At 54.5% G+C, this 19005-nt stretch carries 18 protein-coding genes; 5 read left to right on the plus strand and 13 right to left on the minus strand.

What is annotated here, in order from left to right:
• Positions 1-41 precede the first annotated feature (41 nt).
• The 3 genes from dxs to xseB are packed head-to-tail and all read right to left on the minus strand — an operon-like array spanning position 42 to position 3071.
• Positions 42-1904 (minus strand): 1-deoxy-D-xylulose-5-phosphate synthase, encoded by a 1863-nt coding sequence (dxs, locus tag ELK40_RS05465; protein ID WP_127729771.1) that lies wholly within the window; start codon positions 1902-1904, stop codon positions 42-44.
• A 24-nt stretch (positions 1905-1928) separates the two neighbouring features.
• Positions 1929-2828 carry a (2E,6E)-farnesyl diphosphate synthase gene (gene ispA, locus ELK40_RS05470; protein WP_115874344.1) on the minus strand — a complete coding sequence of 300 codons (900 nt, stop codon included), beginning with the start codon at positions 2826-2828 and terminating at the stop codon, positions 1929-1931.
• Positions 2829-3071 (minus strand): exodeoxyribonuclease VII small subunit, encoded by a 243-nt coding sequence (xseB, locus tag ELK40_RS05475; protein ID WP_008503331.1) that lies wholly within the window; start codon positions 3069-3071, stop codon positions 2829-2831.
• A gap of 191 nt (positions 3072-3262) precedes the next feature.
• On the opposite strand from xseB, the gene thiI reads away from it, so the two are divergent.
• Positions 3263-4711, plus strand: a complete 1449-nt coding sequence (gene thiI, locus ELK40_RS05480; RefSeq protein WP_111963420.1) for a tRNA uracil 4-sulfurtransferase ThiI — start codon at positions 3263-3265, stop codon at positions 4709-4711.
• Between the two features lie 94 nt (positions 4712-4805).
• Here thiI and yajL read toward each other — a convergent pair whose 3' ends face one another.
• A complete protein-coding gene (yajL, locus tag ELK40_RS05485) occupies positions 4806-5399 on the minus strand; it encodes a protein deglycase YajL (protein WP_115874345.1) in 594 nt (197 codons plus the stop codon).
• Positions 5362-6273, minus strand: a complete 912-nt coding sequence (panE, locus tag ELK40_RS05490) for a 2-dehydropantoate 2-reductase (protein ID WP_115874346.1) — start codon at positions 6271-6273, stop codon at positions 5362-5364. The genes yajL and panE overlap by 38 nt, the downstream gene beginning before the upstream one ends.
• A gap of 121 nt (positions 6274-6394) precedes the next feature.
• Between panE and ELK40_RS05495 the strand changes: the two genes are divergently transcribed.
• Positions 6395-6886, plus strand: a complete 492-nt coding sequence (locus ELK40_RS05495; RefSeq protein ID WP_023334701.1) for a YajQ family cyclic di-GMP-binding protein — start codon at positions 6395-6397, stop codon at positions 6884-6886.
• 31 nt (positions 6887-6917) lie between these two features.
• Here the strand turns inward: ELK40_RS05495 and ELK40_RS05500 are convergent, their stop codons facing one another.
• The 8 genes from ELK40_RS05500 to ELK40_RS05535 all read right to left on the minus strand — a co-directional run bounded on the left by ELK40_RS05500 (position 6918) and on the right by ELK40_RS05535 (position 15792).
• Entirely contained in the window at positions 6918-8279 is a 1362-nt protein-coding gene (locus ELK40_RS05500; protein ID WP_115874347.1) for an MFS transporter, read from the minus strand.
• Positions 8280-8429: 150 nt separating this feature from the next.
• On the minus strand, positions 8430-9317 hold the full coding sequence (gene cyoE / locus ELK40_RS05505) for a heme o synthase (protein WP_013095848.1): 888 nt from the start codon (positions 9315-9317) through the stop codon (positions 8430-8432).
• A gap of 11 nt (positions 9318-9328) precedes the next feature.
• Complete coding sequence (locus tag ELK40_RS05510; RefSeq protein ID WP_006176899.1) at positions 9329-9655, minus strand: cytochrome o ubiquinol oxidase subunit IV; 327 nt, start codon at positions 9653-9655, stop codon at positions 9329-9331.
• Positions 9655-10269: a cytochrome o ubiquinol oxidase subunit III gene (locus tag ELK40_RS05515; protein ID WP_008503324.1), complete on the minus strand. Its 615-nt coding sequence runs from the start codon at positions 10267-10269 to the stop codon at positions 9655-9657. Before ELK40_RS05515 ends, ELK40_RS05510 begins: the two co-directional genes overlap by 1 nt.
• Entirely contained in the window at positions 10259-12250 is a 1992-nt protein-coding gene (gene cyoB, locus ELK40_RS05520; protein WP_014168864.1) for a cytochrome o ubiquinol oxidase subunit I, read from the minus strand. Before cyoB ends, ELK40_RS05515 begins: the two co-directional genes overlap by 11 nt.
• A gap of 16 nt (positions 12251-12266) precedes the next feature.
• A complete protein-coding gene (gene cyoA / locus ELK40_RS05525) occupies positions 12267-13214 on the minus strand; it encodes a cytochrome o ubiquinol oxidase subunit II (RefSeq protein WP_014882770.1) in 948 nt (315 codons plus the stop codon).
• 477 nt (positions 13215-13691) lie between these two features.
• Entirely contained in the window at positions 13692-15167 is a 1476-nt protein-coding gene (gene ampG, locus ELK40_RS05530; RefSeq protein WP_115874349.1) for a muropeptide MFS transporter AmpG, read from the minus strand.
• 46 nt (positions 15168-15213) lie between these two features.
• On the minus strand, positions 15214-15792 hold the full coding sequence (locus tag ELK40_RS05535; RefSeq protein WP_023310568.1) for a lipoprotein: 579 nt from the start codon (positions 15790-15792) through the stop codon (positions 15214-15216).
• 305 nt (positions 15793-16097) lie between these two features.
• On the opposite strand from ELK40_RS05535, the gene bolA reads away from it, so the two are divergent.
• The 3 genes from bolA to clpP all read left to right on the plus strand — a co-directional run bounded on the left by bolA (position 16098) and on the right by clpP (position 18928).
• Positions 16098-16415 carry a transcriptional regulator BolA gene (bolA, locus tag ELK40_RS05540; protein WP_021241655.1) on the plus strand — a complete coding sequence of 106 codons (318 nt, stop codon included), beginning with the start codon at positions 16098-16100 and terminating at the stop codon, positions 16413-16415.
• Between the two features lie 330 nt (positions 16416-16745).
• A complete protein-coding gene (gene tig / locus ELK40_RS05550) occupies positions 16746-18044 on the plus strand; it encodes a trigger factor (protein ID WP_115874351.1) in 1299 nt (432 codons plus the stop codon).
• A 260-nt stretch (positions 18045-18304) separates the two neighbouring features.
• The gene (clpP, locus tag ELK40_RS05555) at positions 18305-18928 is read left to right on the plus strand and encodes an ATP-dependent Clp endopeptidase proteolytic subunit ClpP (protein ID WP_010428105.1); all 624 of its coding nucleotides are present in this window, start codon (positions 18305-18307) and stop codon (positions 18926-18928) included.
• Positions 18929-19005: the final 77 nt, after the last annotated feature.

Raw genomic sequence — 19005 nt, forward strand, 5'->3', positions numbered from 1 at the left:
ACACCAGGTTTAAGCATAGCAGGAGCGGAAAAGGGGAGGGATTAGTCCAGCCAGGCGCGGATTTTAGCTTCCATACCGGCAGCGTCCAGGCCAATCGCCGCGCGGGCTTCGTCCTGGGTACCTTGCGGAATGAAATGATCCGGCAGGCCGAGGTTCAGCACCGGCACGGCTTTACGATTTGCCATCAGTACCTCGTTCACGCCGCTGCCCGCACCGCCCATGATGGCGTTTTCTTCCAGCGTCACCAGCACGTCGTGGGCCTCAGCCATACTCAGGATCAGAGATTCGTCGAGCGGCTTCACAAAGCGCATATCCACCAGCGTGGCATTCAGCGTTTCAGCCACTTTCGCGGCCTCGGGCATCAACGTGCCGAAGTTCAGGATCGCCACTTTTTCACCGCGACGCTTAACCACTCCTTTACCAAGCGGCAGTTTTTCCAGCGGCTGAAGCTCAACGCCTACCGCATTGCCGCGCGGGTAGCGAACGGCGCTTGGGCCATCCTGATAGTGGTAGCCGGTAAACAGCATCTGACGACATTCGTTCTCGTCGCTTGGCGTCATGACAACCATATCCGGAATGCAGCGCAGGAACGACAGGTCAAACGCGCCCTGGTGCGTCTGACCATCGGCACCGACGATGCCCGCACGATCGATAGCAAACAGCACCGGCAGCTTCTGAATCGCCACGTCGTGAATCACCTGATCGTAGGCGCGCTGCAGGAAGGTGGAATAGATAGCGACAACCGGCTTGTAGCCGCCGATCGCCAGGCCCGCTGCAAACGTCACCGCGTGCTGCTCGGCAATGGCCACGTCGAAATACTGGTCCGGGTATTTTCTGGAGAACTCCACCATGCCGGAGCCTTCGCGCATGGCCGGGGTGATCGCCATCAGCTTGTTGTCTTTTGCGGCGGTTTCGCACAGCCAGTCGCCGAAGATTTTTGAATAGCTCGGCATGCCGCCGCTGCTTTTTGGCAGACAGCCGCTGGACGGGTCAAATTTAGGCACCGCGTGGAAGGTGATCGGATCTTTTTCCGCCGGTTCGTAGCCGCGCCCTTTTTTGGTCATGATGTGCAGGAACTGCGGGCCTTTCAGGTCGCGCATGTTCTTGAGCGTGGTCACCAGACCCAGCACGTCGTGACCGTCAACCGGCCCAATATAGTTAAAGCCCAGTTCTTCAAACAGGGTACCCGGCACGACCATGCCTTTGATGTGCTCTTCGGTGCGCTTGAGCAGCTCTTTAATCGGCGGTACGCCAGAGAAGACTTTCTTGCCGCCTTCACGCAGCGAGGAGTAAAGCTTGCCGGAGAGTAGCTGCGCCAGATGGTTATTCAGCGCGCCGACGTTTTCGGAAATCGACATTTCGTTATCGTTGAGGATAACCAGCATGTCCGGCTTGATGTCGCCCGCGTGGTTCATGGCCTCAAAGGCCATACCGGCAGTGATAGCGCCGTCGCCAATCACGCAGACGGTGCGGCGCTGCTTGTTCTCTTTCTCGGCGGCAACGGCAATACCGATGCCCGCCGAAATGGAGGTAGAGGAGTGGCCGACGCTCAGCACGTCGTACTCGCTCTCACCGCGCCACGGGAACGGGTGCAGGCCGCCTTTCTGACGAATGGTGCCAATTTTATCGCGACGTCCGGTCAGAATTTTGTGCGGATAGGCCTGGTGACCCACGTCCCAGATGAGCTGATCGAACGGCGTGTTATAGACGTAGTGCAGCGCCACGGTCAGCTCTACCGTGCCAAGCCCGGAGGCGAAATGGCCGCTGGAGCGGCTTACGCTGTCGAGCAGGTAGCGACGCAGCTCGTCGCACAGCTTCGGCAGGCTCTCTTTCGGCAACAGACGTAACTCCTGGGTGGAGTCAACTAACGCCAGTGTCGGGTATTTGGCAATATCAAAACTCATCAAAGGCTCATCGAGATATATAGTTTATTTATCACGCTGGATTATATAGTCCGCTAGCGCTTCCAGTGCCGAGGTATCCAGCGATTGCGCGGCCAGCTGATTCAGCGACTGGCGGGCATCGTCAATCAGATCCCGGGCTTTACGTTGGGCTTGCTCAAGACCCAGCAGGGCGGGGTAGGTACTTTTGCCAAGCTGCTGGTCCGCACCCTGACGTTTACCCAATGTTGCAGTATCGCCCACCACATCCAGAATGTCATCCTGAACCTGGAATGCCAGACCGATACTTTCTGCGTATCTGTCCAGAATCGGCAGGGCTTTGCGCCCTTGTTCACCCGCGCTCAGCGCGCCCAGGCGAACGGCGGAACGAATCAGTGCCCCGGTTTTATGGCGGTGAATACGCTCCAGCTGTTCCAGATTAACCTGACGTCCTTCCGCTTCAAGATCCAGCGCCTGTCCGCCGCACATGCCGGCCACGCCGCTGGCCATTGCCAGCTCGGAGATCATCGCCAGACGGTCGCGGTCAGCCACTTCCGCCATTGGCGCGTCGCTCAGAATCGAGAACGCCAGCGTTTGCAGGGCATCACCCGCCAGGATGGCATTCGCCTCGCCAAACTTGATATGGCAGGTGGGTTTACCCCGACGCAAATCGTCGTCGTCCATCGCCGGGAGATCGTCGTGGATCAGCGAGTAGGCGTGAATGCACTCAACGGCGGCTGCCGGAGCGTCCAGCGTGCTATCGCTGATGCCAAACATATTGCCGGTGGCATACACCAGGAACGGGCGCAGGCGCTTTCCACCCAAGAGTGCGCCATAGTGCATGGCTTCAACCAGTGGAGTGTTCTGAAAAGGCTGTGGCGCAATAAAACGGCGCAGGGCGTCGTTGGCGCGTACGACACGCGCCTGAAGCTCGTTGGCAAAATCCATTTACTCGGCGTCCGGTGTGAAAGGCGTGGTTTTCGCGTCTTCGCTGTCGGAAAGCAGGATCTGCACGCGCTGCTCGGCCTGCTGCAGCTTGACCTGCCCCTGGCGCGCCAGCTGCACGCCACGCTCGAATTCGTTGAGCGCCTCTTCCAGCGGGAGATCGCCGCTCTCAAGACGGGTAACAATTTGCTCCAGTTCACTCAGCGCAGTTTCAAAACTGGCCGGTGCGTCGTTCTTCTTCGGCATAGTGAATTGACTCTTATATTCTTCGCCCCGACATGGTAACGGACTCGGGCGGATAAGCAAATAACGCGCAATGTGCACAGGAGCGGCGCGATGGTGGTATACTTGCGCGCCTGGATGCAGCCACGGGTGTGGGCTGCTGTACTCTTTTCCATTACAAGCCTTAACAGGCTTGCCTAAGAAACATTGCCGCCATGAAGTTTATCATTAAATTGTTCCCTGAAATCACCATCAAAAGCCAATCTGTGCGTTTGCGCTTTATTAAAATTCTCACCGGGAACATTCGTAACGTATTAAAGCACTACGACGAAACCCTCGCTGTGGTGCGCCACTGGGACCACGTTGAGGTCCGTGCGAAAGACGAAAACAAACGTCAGGATATTCGCGACGCGCTGACCCGTATTCCGGGGATCCACCATATCCTGGAAGTGGAAGATGTTCCGTTCAGCGATATGCACGACATCTTCGAGAAAGCGCTGGTCCAGTACCGTGACCAGATCGAAGGCAAAACCTTCTGCGTGCGCGTCAAGCGTCGCGGTAAGCACGAATTCAGCTCCATTGAAGTGGAACGTTATGTCGGCGGCGGTTTAAACCAGCACGTTGAAACGGCGCGCGTACGTCTGACCAACCCGGACGTGACGGTGAACCTGGAGATCGAAAACGATCGCCTGCTGCTGGTGAAAGGGCGCTATGAAGGTATCGGCGGCTTCCCTATCGGCACCCAGGAAGACGTATTATCCCTGATCTCTGGCGGCTTCGACTCCGGCGTCTCCAGCTATATGCTGATGCGTCGCGGCTGCCGTGTGCACTACTGCTTCTTCAACCTTGGCGGCGCGGCGCACGAAATCGGCGTTCGTCAGGTGGCGCATTACCTGTGGAACCGCTTCGGCAGCTCCCACCGCGTGCGTTTCGTGGCAATCAATTTCGAACCTGTGGTCGGCGAAATCCTCGAGAAAGTGGACGACGGTCAGATGGGCGTCATCCTTAAGCGCATGATGGTGCGTGCGGCGTCCAAAGTGGCTGAACGCTACGGCGTGCAGGCGCTGGTCACCGGCGAAGCGCTGGGCCAGGTCTCCAGCCAGACGCTGACCAACCTGCGTCTGATCGACAACGTATCTGATACGCTGATCCTGCGTCCGCTCATCTCCCATGACAAAGAGCACATCATCGATCTGGCGCGCGAAATCGGCACCGAAGATTTTGCCCGCACCATGCCGGAATACTGCGGCGTGATCTCTAAAAGCCCAACGGTGAAAGCGGTAAAGGCGAAGATCGAAGCGGAAGAAGAGAACTTCGATTTCAGCATTCTGGATAAAGTGGTGGAAGAAGCGTCCAACATTGATATCCGCGAGATTGCCCAGCAGACCGAGCAGGAAGTGGTTGAAGTGGAGACCGTGAGCGGTTTCGGCGCGAACGATGCGATTCTGGATATTCGCTCCATTGACGAGCAGGATGATAAGCCGCTGCAGGTGGAAGGCGTCGAAGTGGTTTCTCTGCCGTTCTACAAGCTGAGCACGAAGTTTGGCGATCTCGACCAGAGCAAAACGTATCTGCTGTGGTGTGAGCGCGGGGTGATGAGTCGCCTGCAGGCGCTGTATCTGCGCGAGCAGGGCTTTGCGAATGTGAAGGTGTATCGTCCGTAGTTTCTCGCCCGGTGGCGCTTCGCTTACCGGGCCCACGGTACCGTGTATTTGTAGGCTGGGTAAGGCGTAGCCGCCACCCGGCTTTTTTTATGCACTACTCTTCATAGTAATTATAAATCCCCGCAGGCATCACCAGCGATGATGCCACTTCGTAGGCCTTCTCGCGCCCGACCAGCAGGTCAATAATCTTTAAGCCAAAATCAATCGCAGTGCCAGGCCCCTGGCTGGTCAACAGGTTTACGCGCGGGTCCCAGACGACGCGTTTGTCCACCCAATGTTCTTCCGGGATCGTATCCTTCAGCCCCGGGAAGCCGGTCATATTGCCGACGGGGAAGATATCGTGCGGAACCAGAACCGTTCCCGCGGCGGCGCAGATAGCCGCGACGATACGGCCTGACAGATGGAACTGGCGCACGGTCTCGACCAGCAGCGGGCTATCGCGAAAACATTCCGCGCCTTTTAGGCCGCCGGGCAGCACGATGATGTCGTAATCTCCGTCTGCCACCTGAACAAGCGGCGCGTCTGCCAGGATTTTCACCCCGCGTGAACAGGTGATTGCAAGATTGCCGTCGCTGGCGACGCTGGCGGTGGTGACCTTAATGCCGCCGCGCACCATCAAATCAATGGTGGTGACCGCTTCCATCTCTTCGCTACCAGGGGCGAGGCAGATCAGTGCTGACGCGCTCATATTCACTCTCCTTACGTTTAACCAGGTCATACAGACGGGCGTTTTCCGGCACGGCGATGCCGTGTGCGCGGGCGCGTTTTAGCAGATATCCCGTGATGTAGTCGATCTCCGTGTGGCGTAATGCCCGAACATCCTGCAGCATTGAGGAGATGTTTTCTGCTGTACTCTCAATGACCTGCTCGACATAGCAGCGCAAATCGTCTGCCGAGGTATGCAGCCCTTCCCGCTCAACGACCGCCGCGACTTCCGCACACAAAATGGCAACGTCCTGCGGATGATTTTTCAGCTCCCCGTTCGGGCAGTTCCACAGCGCCGTCAGCGGATTGATCACGCAGTTTACCGCAAGCTTACGCCACAGCTGAGGGCGGATGTTGTTGTGCCATGCGACGTCCGGCAAGACCTTTTGCAGAACATCGGCAAGATAGCTGTAGTCGCCATCCTGTGGTCTGGCAGGACCCATGTGCGTCACGCCGCTGGCGACATGCACAATGATGTTGCCGTCGCGACGGGCTGCGTGCGTGGTTGTCGCCATCAGCAGGGGCTGCGGGACGCTTTTCAGCTCATCGAGGGTACCCATGCCATTATGCAGCAGCAGTATGGGCGAAGTGGGGGGGAGCTGCGCGGCCAGTGTCTTTACCGCGTCTGAGACCTGCCAGGCCTTGAGCGTCACCAGTAAAAGGTCGCTTTGCGCCAGGAAATCAGGATCGTTGGCGGTGAGAGATTCGTTAAAGATGCTTCCGTCTTCACCAATCAGGTTTACACTGCAGTAGGGTTGGGGCACTCGCAGCCAGCCCTGAGCCTCATGTCCGTGCTTGCACAGCGCGGTCAGCCACAGCTGACCAAGCGCTCCGCATCCGAGCACCGTAATTTTCATTGTTCCTCCTCACCTGCAACTGCGCCAGGTGTTACAGCTTAATTATACAGCTAAGCTTCTGTTGAGTTATGCCTCGTAGCGGGTATTATGCAACGCAACAAAAGTGAAGGGAGAAGAAAAGATGCCATCTTTCGATATTGTTTCCGAAGTTGATATCCAGGAAGTTCGCAACGGCGTTGAGAACGCAACCCGCGAAGTTGAGTCACGTTTCGATTTTCGTGGCGTTGAGGCGTCGTTTGAGCTGAACGATGCAAATAAGACCATTAAGGTGCTGAGCGAGTCTGATTTCCAGGTGAATCAGCTGCTCGATATTCTGCGCGCCAAGCTGTTAAAGCGCGGCATCGAAGGGACGTCTCTCGATGTGCCGGAAGAGTTCGTGCACAGCGGTAAGAACTGGTTTGTAGAAGCCAAGCTGAAGCAGGGTATTGAGAGCGCGGTGCAGAAGAAAATCGTTAAGCTCATCAAAGACAGCAAGCTGAAGGTGCAGGCGCAGATCCAGGGTGAAGAAATTCGCGTGACCGGTAAGTCCCGCGACGATCTCCAGTCCGTAATGGCGCTGGTGCGCGGCGGCGATTTGGGACAACCGTTCCAGTTTAAAAACTTCCGCGATTAATATAAAAAGCCCGGTTAAACCGGGCTTTTTATCACGCCTTGAGCGCCTGCTCGACTTCGAAGCGGTTAGTCATTTTACTGTCTATCTTGACGTAAGCGCTGCGCTCTTCCGGGACAATGAGCACGTCCGTCACGCCCTCTTTTTCTTCCAGACGCTGCTTAAGCGCATCGCTGATTTCCACATCATCCGGGATTTCTATCCGCAGGCTGCTCACGTAGCGCGGCTCTTTCATGGTGCTGGCGACCAGCAGCCAGACTGTCGCTAACAGCGCACCGGCGAGAAATACGGTTTGTGAATCAAACAGGCCGTCCACCCAGCCGCCGAGCGAGCCGCCGATCGCCACGCCGAGAAACTGGCTGGTGGAGTAAATACCCATTGCCGTACCTTTGTAACCGGCGGGCGACTCTTTGCTGATAAGCGACGGCAGCAGCGCTTCCATCAGGTTAAAGGCCAGGAAGAACAGCTGCACGCCGGCAATCAGCTCCCAGAAGTGCGGACCGGCACCCCAGAGCACGATTTCGGCAATCAGCAGGACCGCCACGCAGCCCACGAAGACGCGCTTCATTTTGCGCTTCACTTCGGCGTAGATGATGAACGGCACGACGGAGACAAACGAAATCAGCATCGTGACCAGATAGATTTTCCAGTGCTCAGCCGCCGGGAAACCCGCTGCCGCAAGCTGGCCGGGCAGGGCGACAAAGGTCGACATCAGCAGGATGTGCAGACACATAATGCCAAAGTTCAGCTTCAGAAGGCGCGGCTCGACAATCACTTTGCTGAAGCAGCCTTTTACCATCCCGGATTCACGGTTGAGGACGTGGTTTTTGCTGTCCGGCACGACCCACAGGGTTAACGCAATACCAATGGTTGCCAGCACGGCAATCATCCAGAACAGGGCGTGCAGACCCAACGTGTGCGTAATGATGGGGCCAAGCACCATCGCAATCGCAAACGTTACGCCAAAGCTCACGCCGATGAACGCCATTGCTTTGGTGCGGTTTTGCTCGCGGGTTAAGTCGGACAGCAGCGCCATCACCGCGGCGGCAATCGCGCCGGAGCCCTGCAGGGCGCGGCCGAGTATAATCCCCCAGATGGAGTGGGAGAGGGCGGCAATTACGCTTCCGAGCACAAAGACCAGCAGCCCGCCGACGATCAGCGGCTTTCTGCCCACCCGGTCAGAAAGCAGGCCAAAAGGGATCTGGAAAACCGCCTGCGCCAGGCCGTAGATGCCGATCGCGAGTCCAATCAGCGCCTCGCTGGCCCCCTGCAGCGCCATACCGTACGTGGTCAGAACAGGCAGGACCATAAACATGCCAAGCATCCGTAGCGAGAAGACAGTCCCTAAGCCCCAGGTCGCGCGTAGCTCGCCTGGCGTCATTTTATAATCGTTCATTACCACCTCAGTTCAAAAGCAGGCCATAGTGTAGTGCGGGGAAGGGGCGGGGTAAATAAAGGGTTATTTAACAAATATTACATGCGTTATTAGTAGATTCAGCGAATAAAAAAGGGTGCCGAAGCACCCCCTTTATTGACCTGTTTTGGCTTACCAGACGTAAGTCAGCAGGTTATGTGAATCCGGCACCATAAAGTCTACGGACATCATCACGGACAGCGAGGTGATGGCCACAATCGAGAACACAAACAGTTTGCGCGCCCAGACTTTGTCATCTTCCACTTTGTAACCGCGCAGCGCCATACCGAGCCACCAGACGCTCACCGCAGCCGCTACCGCCAGATATTTATATCCAGCGTAACCACCCAGAGAGAGCATCAGCGTTGCCACGGCAAAGGCGATGATGTACAGCGTGATGTGGTTCTTGGCAACCGAAATGCCCTTCACGACCGGCAGAACCGGGATGTTCGCTGCCTGATAATCCTTAAAGCGGAAAATCGCGATGGCATAGGAGTGCGGCATCTGCCACAGGCTAAAGATAGCCAGCAGGATCAGCGCACCGCTGTCGAACTCATTCGTGACCGCGCAGTAGCCAATCACCGGCGGCGCAGCGCCGGAGAGAGAACCAATCAGCGTGCCGTAGACGGAGTGACGCTTCATATACAGGCTGTAGACGCCCACATACACCACGAACCCCATCACCCCCAGCCAGCAGGCCAGCGGGTTAGCACCAAACCACAGCAGCATAAAGCCAGCAATACCCAGCAAGGTGGCGTACACCAGCGAGACGGAAGGGGCGATCAGGCCTTTCACCAGCACCCGATTTTTGGTCCTTTCCATCTTCTTGTCGATATCCATGTCGATGTAGTTGTTAAATACACAACCGGACGCAACAACCAGTGACACACCGACCAGCGTGTAGATAAAGAGGGTGTAATCAATGCTGCCCTTAGAGGCCAGCAGGAACCCTCCGATCACGGAGATCAGGTTGCCAAAGATGATGCCTGGTTTCGTTACTTGCAGGTATTGCTTAAACATACTCGCCGCTCTTAGTGAACCATCATGTTGTAGTTGAGGTTCCACATAATCCAGATGGAACCGACTACCAGGATAGCGATGATAATCACGGTAAAGATAAAGGCGGTCATATTCCAGCCTTCATCGGACTTGGTGTTCATGTGCAGGAAGCAAACCAGATGCACCAGAATCTGAATCACAGCGGTTACCAGGATTGCACCCAGGATAACCGGCTTAGACGCAGAACCGCTCATCACCATCCAGAACGGGATCACCGTCAGGATGATCGACAGGATGAAACCTGTCATGTAGGTTTTTACGCTGCCGTGGGAAGCGCCATGATCGTTAGAATGACTCATTACATCGCCCCCATCAGATAGACAACAGAGAACACACAGATCCACACCACGTCCAGGAAGTGCCAGAACAGGCTCAGGCACAGGATACGGGTACGGTTAGTACTGGTCAGGCCGCGACGGGAGATCTGGAACATCAGGACTGCCATCCAGATCAGGCCGGAGGTCACGTGCAGACCGTGAGTGCCGACCAGCGCGAAGAACGCGGACAGGAAGCCACTGCGATCCGGGCCGAAGCCTTCCATGATCAGGTGATGGAATTCATAGATTTCCATCCCGATAAATCCAGCACCAAACAACCAGGTCAACGCCAGCCAGGAAACAACCTGGCTCTTGTTGTTTTTGTACATGGCGATAGCCGCCATGCCGTAGGTGATGGAGCTGAATAACAGCAGTGCGGTTTCAACCAGAACGAACGGCAGTTCAAAGATGTCCTTGCCGGTCGGGCCGCCCGCTGTGCCGTTCACCAGAACGGCATAGGTTGCGAACAGACAGCAGAACAGAATGCAGTCGCTCATCAGGTAGATCCAGAAACCGAAGACTTTGGTCGGTCCTGTATCGTGGTGCGCATGCTCATGCGCGTGGGCAGTTGAGTGCGCCAGAGTATCAGTTGCCATTTTTCAGCCCCGCTTTAGAAATCTCGTCGAAATGCTGATTTTCCAGCTTCTCAACTTCACGGACTGGTACGTAGTAGTCCACGTCCTCGTCAAAGCTCTTCACAATCCAGCTGATTACGATGCCGGCGAAGCCAACAATCGCCATCCACCAGATGTGCCAGATCATTGCGAAACCAAATACCGTTGCGAAGGCGGCAATCACGATGCCCGCACCGCTGTTTTTCGGCATGTGGATCTCTTCGTAATGAGCAGGTTGCTTGTACGCTTCACCTTTCTCTTTCATTTCCCAGAATGCGTCACGTTCATGAACCTGCGGCACAATGGCGAAGTTATAGAAAGGAGGTGGAGAAGAGGTCGCCCACTCCAGCGTACGGCCACCCCATGGGTCACCGGTCAGGTCACGGTTCTGATCGCGGTCGCGAATAGACACGTAGAACTGAATCAGCTGAGACGCGATACCACAGGCAATCAGCACGGCACCGCCCGCTGCAACCATCAGCATTGGGTGGAACTGCGGATCGATCTGCTGGCTCAGGCGACGGGTCATACCCATGAAGCCCAGCACGTACAGCGGCATAAATGCTACGAAGAAGCCGATGATCCAGAACCAGAACGCGCGTTTACCCCATTTTTCGTTCAGCGTGAAGCCGAACGCTTTTGGCCACCAGTAGGTTACGCCAGCGAAGCAGCCGAAGACCACGCCACCGATGATAACGTTATGGAAGTGCGCAATCAGGAACAGGCTGTTGTGCAGAACGAAGTCAGCGCCCGGTACCGCCAGCAGTACGCCGGTCATCCCACCTACGGAGAATGTTACGATGAAGCCGATGGTCCACAGCATCGCTGAGTGGAACACGATACGGCCCTGGTACATGGTGAACAGCCAGTTGAAGATCTTCACCCCGGTAGGGATGGCGATAATCATGGTGGTGATACCGAAGAAGGCGTTTACGTTCGCGCCCGCACCCATGGTGAAGAAGTGGTGCAGCCAAACGATGAACGACAGAACGGTAATACACACGGTTGCCCACACCAGAGAGGTGTAACCAAACAGACGTTTACGCGAGAAGGTTGCCGCGATTTCGGAGAACACACCGAACACAGGCAGAACCAGAATGTACACTTCCGGGTGACCCCAGGCCCAAATCAGGTTGATGTACATCATCATGTTGCCACCCATATCATTCGTGAAGAAATGGGTGCCCAGATAGCGATCCAGGGTCAGCAGCGCGATGGTGACGGTCAGAATTGGGAAGGAGGCAATAATCAGGATGTTGGCGCACAGAGATGCCCAGGTAAATACCGGCATCTTGAACATGGTCATGCCAGGGGCACGCATCTTGATAATGGTCACGAAGAAGTTGATACCGGTCAGGGTTGTACCGACACCGGAGAGCTGAAGCGCCCAAATCCAGTAGTCGACGCCAACGCCCGGACTGTACTCAATTCCTGACAGCGGTGGGTAAGCCAGCCAACCGGTCTGCGCGAATTCGCCCACGCCCAGTGACAGGTTAACCAGGATAACGCCGACAACCGTGAACCAGAAGCTCAGGTTGTTCAGGAACGGGAACGCCACGTCTCGCGCGCCGATTTGCAGCGGAACGACAACGTTCATCAGACCGATAACCAGCGGCATCGCCACGAAGAAGATCATGATAACGCCGTGGGCGGTAAAGATCTGATCGTAGTGGTGCGGTGGCAGGAAGCCGGCTTCACCCGCAGAAGCGAGTGCCTGCTGGCTACGCATCATGATCGCATCCGCAAAGCCACGAATTAACATGACGATACCGACGATGCAGTACATGATACCGAGTTTTTTGTGGTCAACCGAAGTCAGCCACTCGTTCCAAAGGTAGCTCCACTTACCGAAGTAAGTGATCAGGGCCAGTAAGGCCGCGCCACCAATGATAATTGCAGCCACCGTAACCACGATAATCGGTTCATGGTAGGGCACTGCATCCAGTGTCAATTTTCCGAACATTTTCTTCCTCGGCCCCTTAGTGAGCGGTTTCCGCGTGGCTCATGTCCATGCCTTCCATACCTTCGTGCGCGCTGTGCTCGCCTTCTGGCTGGGTCATGTCCATGCTCTTGCCGTGATCCATAAATTTGCCAATAACATCTTTGAACAAATCAGGTTTCACATTAGAGAAGTACTCCACCTTGTTGTATTCGCTTGGTGCAGCCACTTTTTCGAACGCCGCCATGTCAGACATGGTGTTTGGAGACTGCTTCGCTTTTTCAACCCACTGGTCGAAAGCGGCACGGTCTGGCGTCGCAATAGCTTTGAACTTCATACCTGAGAAGCCCGGGCCGCTATAGCTGGCGGAGATACCATCATAGGTGCCTGCTTCATTCGCGATCAGATGCAGGTTGGTCTGCATACCGGCCATCGCGTAAATCTGGCTACCCAGACGTGGGATGAAGAAGGAGTTCATTACGGAGTTGGAGGTCACTTTGAACTGAACCGGAGTGTTCGCCGGGAAGGCGATTTCATTCACGGTAGCAATACCCTGCTCTGGATAGATGAAGAACCATTTCCAGTCCATGGAGACCACTTCAATGGTAATAGGTTTCTCATCGTGAACCAGCGGTTTGCTTGGCTCAAGTGCGTGAGTGGTTTTCCAGGTCAGCACGGCAAGGAACAGGATGATCAGAATAGGTACCGTCCAGACCACAGCTTCCACTTTATTGGAGTGTGACCAGTTAGGGCTATACTTCGCATCTTTATTGCTCGCACGATACTTCCAGGCGAAACCAACAGCCATCAAAATGGCAGGAATAACCACAATCAACATCAGGCCAAAAGCCGTCAATATCAGTGAACGTTGTTCCAGTCCAATCTGTCCTTTGGGGTCTAGTAGTGCAGAATCACAGCCACTGAGTAATACAGTGCCCGCGAATAATGACAACCATCCCAAACTTTTATTGTATTTCCCGAGTCTCATTTAACGACCTCAATTCCACGGAGTCTGGTGGCGTTTAAAGTGTGCGGGCATTTTACGGGAAGGTTACATTACTGTAAACATCATTAGGCCTGTGTCAGGAAGGTGTTACCGGGTTCTGCCGCACGTGTCACAAGTGTTGCAAATTATGTCGGTTTTTATGACCGAAGCCGCACGGCATGGGCTTTATAACGAAAGGACCCCCAAGCATACCCTAAAAGGGGCAATTGGTATAACCATTGTTGAAAATAAACAAAAAATTAACAATTAATTATCAATAAAAAGACATATAAAAAACGAAAAATCAAACTCTCGTATGCTGAATCGTTTAATGAAAAATAGCGTTTTGGAATAGGAGCCAATAATTTCCAAATCCTATCCCGCACAAAACAACAAATATTTTTTTTGCGCCTGGCGGCTATTTCGTCGTTATAATTTCGGTTAGTGATTACAACGGGAAATAACCTTTCGCATTTTTCTTCAGGTCATCTGCGTTTTACGCAACGCCATGAAATCAAGCAGACCTCCGATCAGGATCCCGGCGATAGCCAGCAGGGCGCCTGCGTCCAGCAGAAGGGCTTCGAAAGGGAGTGCCAGAGAGGTGCTGGCATTGATAATAAGCACCACGAGCCAGAGCGCCAGAGCAATGCAGCCCGCCATTAACAGACGTAACGCAAAACGGTAGGCGCGGTGATATTCGGTGCGCGGCATAAAGTGTTCTGTTCGCTGGGTATATTCCAGCGTCTGACGGCAGACCAGCAGCAATAAAATTCCCGGCACGGCAGCTACGACCGAGAAGAGATAAAATGTTGGCCAGCCGTGGGCTTCCACGAACCAGCCGGCAATCGGGCCAACGTACACCCGGCCAACGGCTGAGAGCGCCGAGAGCAGAGCGAACTGAGTGGCTGAAAACGACTTATTGCACAGGGTCATCAGCAGGGCGACAAACGCCGCAGTGCCCATGCCGCCGCAGAGGTTTTCGAAGAATACCGCTGTGGCCATGCTGATCGTATGTTTGTCGGTAATCGACAGCAGCCAGTAGCCTGCGTTAGAGGCACCCTGAAGGATGCCGAAAATTAGCAGCGCGCGAAACAGGGTCAGACGCTGCATCAGCACGCCGCCATAAAGCGCGCCGACGATGGTGGCAAACAGCCCAAGCGTTTTATTCACCACGCCTACTTCACCGGCGTCAAAACCGACGCCGCGGATCAGGAAGGTGGTGGTCAGGCTCATGGCGAAAGCATCGCCCAGCTTATAAAGGACGATAAGCAACAGGATCAGCCAGGCGTTGTTGCGGCCAAAAAAGTCACGCAGCGGTTCGGCGACGGCCTGCTCCAGCGAGCGGGGTACCGGAATAACGTTACTCGGTTCGGGCGCGAACAGCGTCGCGATAATGCAGGGGACAAGCAGGGCGGCCATCAGCCAGTACATACCCTGCCAGCCGAGGTACCTGTCGGCGAGCCACAGCGCCAGCCCGCCGGAAACCAGCATCCCGAGGCGATAGCCCAGCACGCTGATTGCTGCACCAGCACCGCGCTCTTCCGCAGGTAACACGTCCGTCTTCCAGGCGTCGAACACGATATCCTGAGAGGCGGAACAGAAAGCAATCACTACCGCAAGTGCGGCCATCCAGCGAAGCTGGGTGGTGGGTTCAAGAAGGCCCATACCCGCAATAGCCAGCAGCAGCAGAATCTGCGTCATCACTAACCAGCCGCGCCGACGCCCGAGGAAAGGCGGCGTGTAGCGATCCATGACCGGAGACCACAGGAACTTAAAGACATAGGCCTGGCCGACAAGCGAGAAGAACCCAATGGTTTTAAGATCGATGTTTTCAACCGTCATCCACGCCTGAAGCGTGCCGGAAGTGAGCGCGAGGGGTAAACCGGAGGCAAAGCCGAGGATCAGCAGAATCGCTGATTTCGGTTGCTGGAAAATGCGTAAGTAATGGCTGGACATGTTCTTATAAAACTGACCCGGTGATACACCGGGTCAGCGAGCGGGATTAACGCGCGTTCTGCTTGATGAAGTCGTGAATGCTGGTGTCCTGCGCCATATCGGCGATGGTATCGGTCAGCACGCTGTTAACGGCGTTAGCAATGTTCTGGTTGGAGGCCTGGAACGCACCTTCAACAGAATAGCTGGCGCGGTAGTTTTTGGTCATCTTGTTGCCATTCTTCGCGGTGGCAATGATGGCGATATCCGCTTTGGTCGCGATGTTGTAGCGCACGTTGCCCTGAGACACGTCAGCGTACAGGTTGTTCACGATGATCTGCAGATCGACCGCGCCGCTTGGGCCAATCATATACCCGCGAGCGGTCATCTGTTTCTCCAGCACTTCCTGCAGCAGGAAGCGCAGGTCACGGGACGCGGTGAGGGTAACCTGCTGGTTATCGCGGGTCACTTTAGCCAGCGCTTGATCCTGACGCTGATCGGCGCCGTTAATGCTCACGGTGACGCCCATCAGGCTTGGGTCCTGCTGAGGCAGGGTGATTTTTGGTGAGACATCAATAGTGGTTGGCGGGGTAGCGCAGCCTGCCAGCATAAAAAGGGCTACCAACGGAAAGAAGAGTTTTTTTAACATTTTCGGGTTCTCAACGAATCGTAAGCATATAAAGAGAAAAATTGTCGCCATCATAACATCGCCAACGGCAAGGGGAAGTGGTCAACGCATGTAAATTCATCGCCTTGTCCGAAAACTGACCAGTTCACCGTTTTTCTCAAACCGTGTATGACAAAACGTATGAGTCTCACAGTGAACTTCATTCGTTTGAATGAGAAAATCAGACGAAAGCTAAATATTTGTTGTCAAGGTGTAATGGAAACGGTAAAAGCGGCTAACATTTAAAGGGATGGGTGACATCCTGGCGTTGTCGGAGGAGTAATTTCATGATGATACGTGAGCATATAGAAGATAAATTAAGGGCAGCGTTCAACCCTGTTTTCCTCGAAGTCGTCGACGAAAGCTATCGTCATAACGTGCCGGCAGGTTCTGAAAGCCACTTTAAAGTGGTTCTGGTTAGCGATCGCTTCACGGGAGAACGTTTCCTGAATCGACACCGCTTGATCTACAGCACCTTGACGGAAGAACTCTCCACGACCGTGCATGCGCTGGCGCTGCATACCTACACCATTAAGGAATGGGAAGGTCTGCAGGATACGGTTTTCGCATCGCCACCTTGTCGCGGTGCAGGCACTATCGCCTGATAAATCGGATTTGCAACGGCTGGAGCTTTTCCAGTATGTTGCTTAGAGATTTCCTCAAAACGGCCTCCGGGCCGTTTTGTTTTGTCTACGTTTTGAGCGGATGGTGCGATTTTAAGGCTAAAAATAGCCTTAAAGTGTGAAAAAAGCCGCAGCAACATGCCCCAACCGTTCTCGACTCACCTAAGTGATGCCGCTATAATGCCGCGTCTTATTGAATGTCTTCGGGATGATTCTGGCGACAGGGAATGTGAATCTGCACTAAGAGAGCATCCCGGTATAACAGACAGATTCAGAGTTGACCGAGCACTGTGATTTTTTTGAGGTAACAAGATGCAAGTTTCAGTTGAAACCACTCAAGGCCTTGGCCGCCGTGTAACGATTACTATCGCTGCTGACAGCATCGAAACTGCTGTGAAAAGCGAGCTGGTCAACGTAGCAAAAAAAGTACGTATTGACGGCTTCCGCAAGGGCAAAGTACCAATGAATGTTGTTGCTCAGCGTTATGGCGCTTCCGTGCGTCAGGATGTGCTGGGTGAACTGATGAGCCGCAACTTTATCGATGCGATCATCAAAGAAAAAATCAATCCGGCCGGCGCGCCGAACTACGTTCCAGGCGAATACAAACTGGGCGAAGACTTCACCTACTCCGTAGAGTTCGAAGTGTACCCGGAAGTTGAGCTGAAAGGTCTGGAATCTATCGAAGTTGAAAAGCCAGTTGTTTCCGTGACTGACGAAGATGTTGACGGCATGCTGGAAACCCTGCGCAAGCAGCAGGCGAACTGGAAAGAGAAAGAAGGCGCTGTTGACGCTGAAGACCGTGTCACCATCGACTTCACCGGTTCTGTAGACGGCGAAGAGTTCGAAGGCGGTAAAGCGTCTGACTTCGTACTGGCAATGGGCCAGGGGCGTATGATCCCAGGCTTCGAAGACGGTATCAAAGGCCACAAGGCTGGCGAAGAGTTCACCATCGACGTGACCTTCCCGGAAGAATACCACGCTGAAAACCTGAAAGGGAAAGAAGCGAAGTTCGCTATCAACCTGAAGAAAGTTGAAGAGCGCGAACTGCCAGAACTGACTGAAGAATTCATCAAGCGTTTCGGCGTGGAAGATGGTTCCGTAGCGGGTCTGCGTACCGAAGTGCGTAAGAACATGGAACGCGAACTGAACGGCGCGGTGCGTAACCGTGTGAAATCTCAGGCGATCGAAGGTCTGGTTAAAGCCAACGAAATCGACGTTCCAGCTGCCCTGATCGACAGCGAAATCGACGTTCTGCGCCGTCAGGCTGCACAGCGTTTCGGTGGCAACCAGCAGCAAGCGATGGAACTGCCGCGCGAGCTGTTCGAAGAGCAAGCGAAACGCCGCGTTGTTGTTGGCCTGCTGCTGGGCGAAGTGATTCGTACCCACGAGCTGAAAGCTGACGAAGAGCGTGTGAAAGGCCTGATCGAAGAGATGGCTTCTGCATACGAAGATCCATCAGAAGTGATCGAGTTCTACGGTAAGAACAAAGAGCTGATGGACAACATGCGCAACGTTGCCCTGGAAGAGCAGGCTGTTGAAGCGGTACTGGCGAAAGCGAAAGTGACCGAAAAAGCGACCTCTTTCAACGAACTGATGAACCAGCAGGCGTAATTTCGCCCCAACGGTTTAAAGTTTGAACAGAAAACCCGTTGCCTTGCGGCAGCGGGTTTTTTTTATCGCAGCTATAGCCCAGGAAGAGTGCTAAAACGCCCTTTCGGTGTTAGCGTAACAACAAAAGGTTGTTATGCTTGAAATAGGGCACTGTAAACCCCATAAGTACGTAATCACGATGAATGAGACTGGCTGATAATCCGTCCGTAAGGTTACAATCAGTACAGCAGGTGTTTTCAATTTTGATCCAGGAGACGGAAATGTCATACAGTGGCGAACGAGATAACTTTGCACCCCATATGGCTCTGGTGCCAATGGTTATTGAACAGACCTCACGTGGTGAGCGTTCTTTTGATATCTATTCCCGTCTGCTCAAGGAACGCGTTATCTTTCTGACTGGCCAGGTGGAAGACCATATGGCTAACCTGATCGTGGCGCAGATGCTGTTTCTGGAAGCGGAAAACCCGGAAAAAGACATTTACCTGTACATTAACTCCCCGGGTGGCGTGATTACAGCAGGGATGTCCATTTATGACACCATGCAATTCATCAAACCTGATGTAAGCACTATCTGTATGGGTCAGGCTGCATCTATGGGCGCGTTCCTGTTAACAGCAGGAGCGAAGGGTAAGCGTTTCTGCTTGCCAAATTCCCGCGTGATGATTCACCAGCCGCTGGGCGGTTATCAGGGGCAGGCGACGGATATCGAAATCCACGCCCGCGAAATTCTGAAAGTAAAAGCGCGCATGAATGAACTTATGGCGCAGCATACGGGTCAACCACTCGAGCAGATCGAGCGCGATACCGAGCGCGATCGCTTCCTCTCTGCTCCAGAGGCAGTTGAGTACGGCTTAGTCGACTCCGTGTTGACCCATCGTAATTGATGCCCGCGACGCGAGTGTGCCGCTATACTAAGGTAGGGCGGCACGCTGCTCATTGCAGCTTGCGTCTTAGAATGGCA

It is taken from the genome of Enterobacter sp. N18-03635 (assembly GCF_004006055.1).
Classification (GTDB): Bacteria; Pseudomonadota; Gammaproteobacteria; order Enterobacterales; family Enterobacteriaceae; genus Enterobacter; species Enterobacter vonholyi.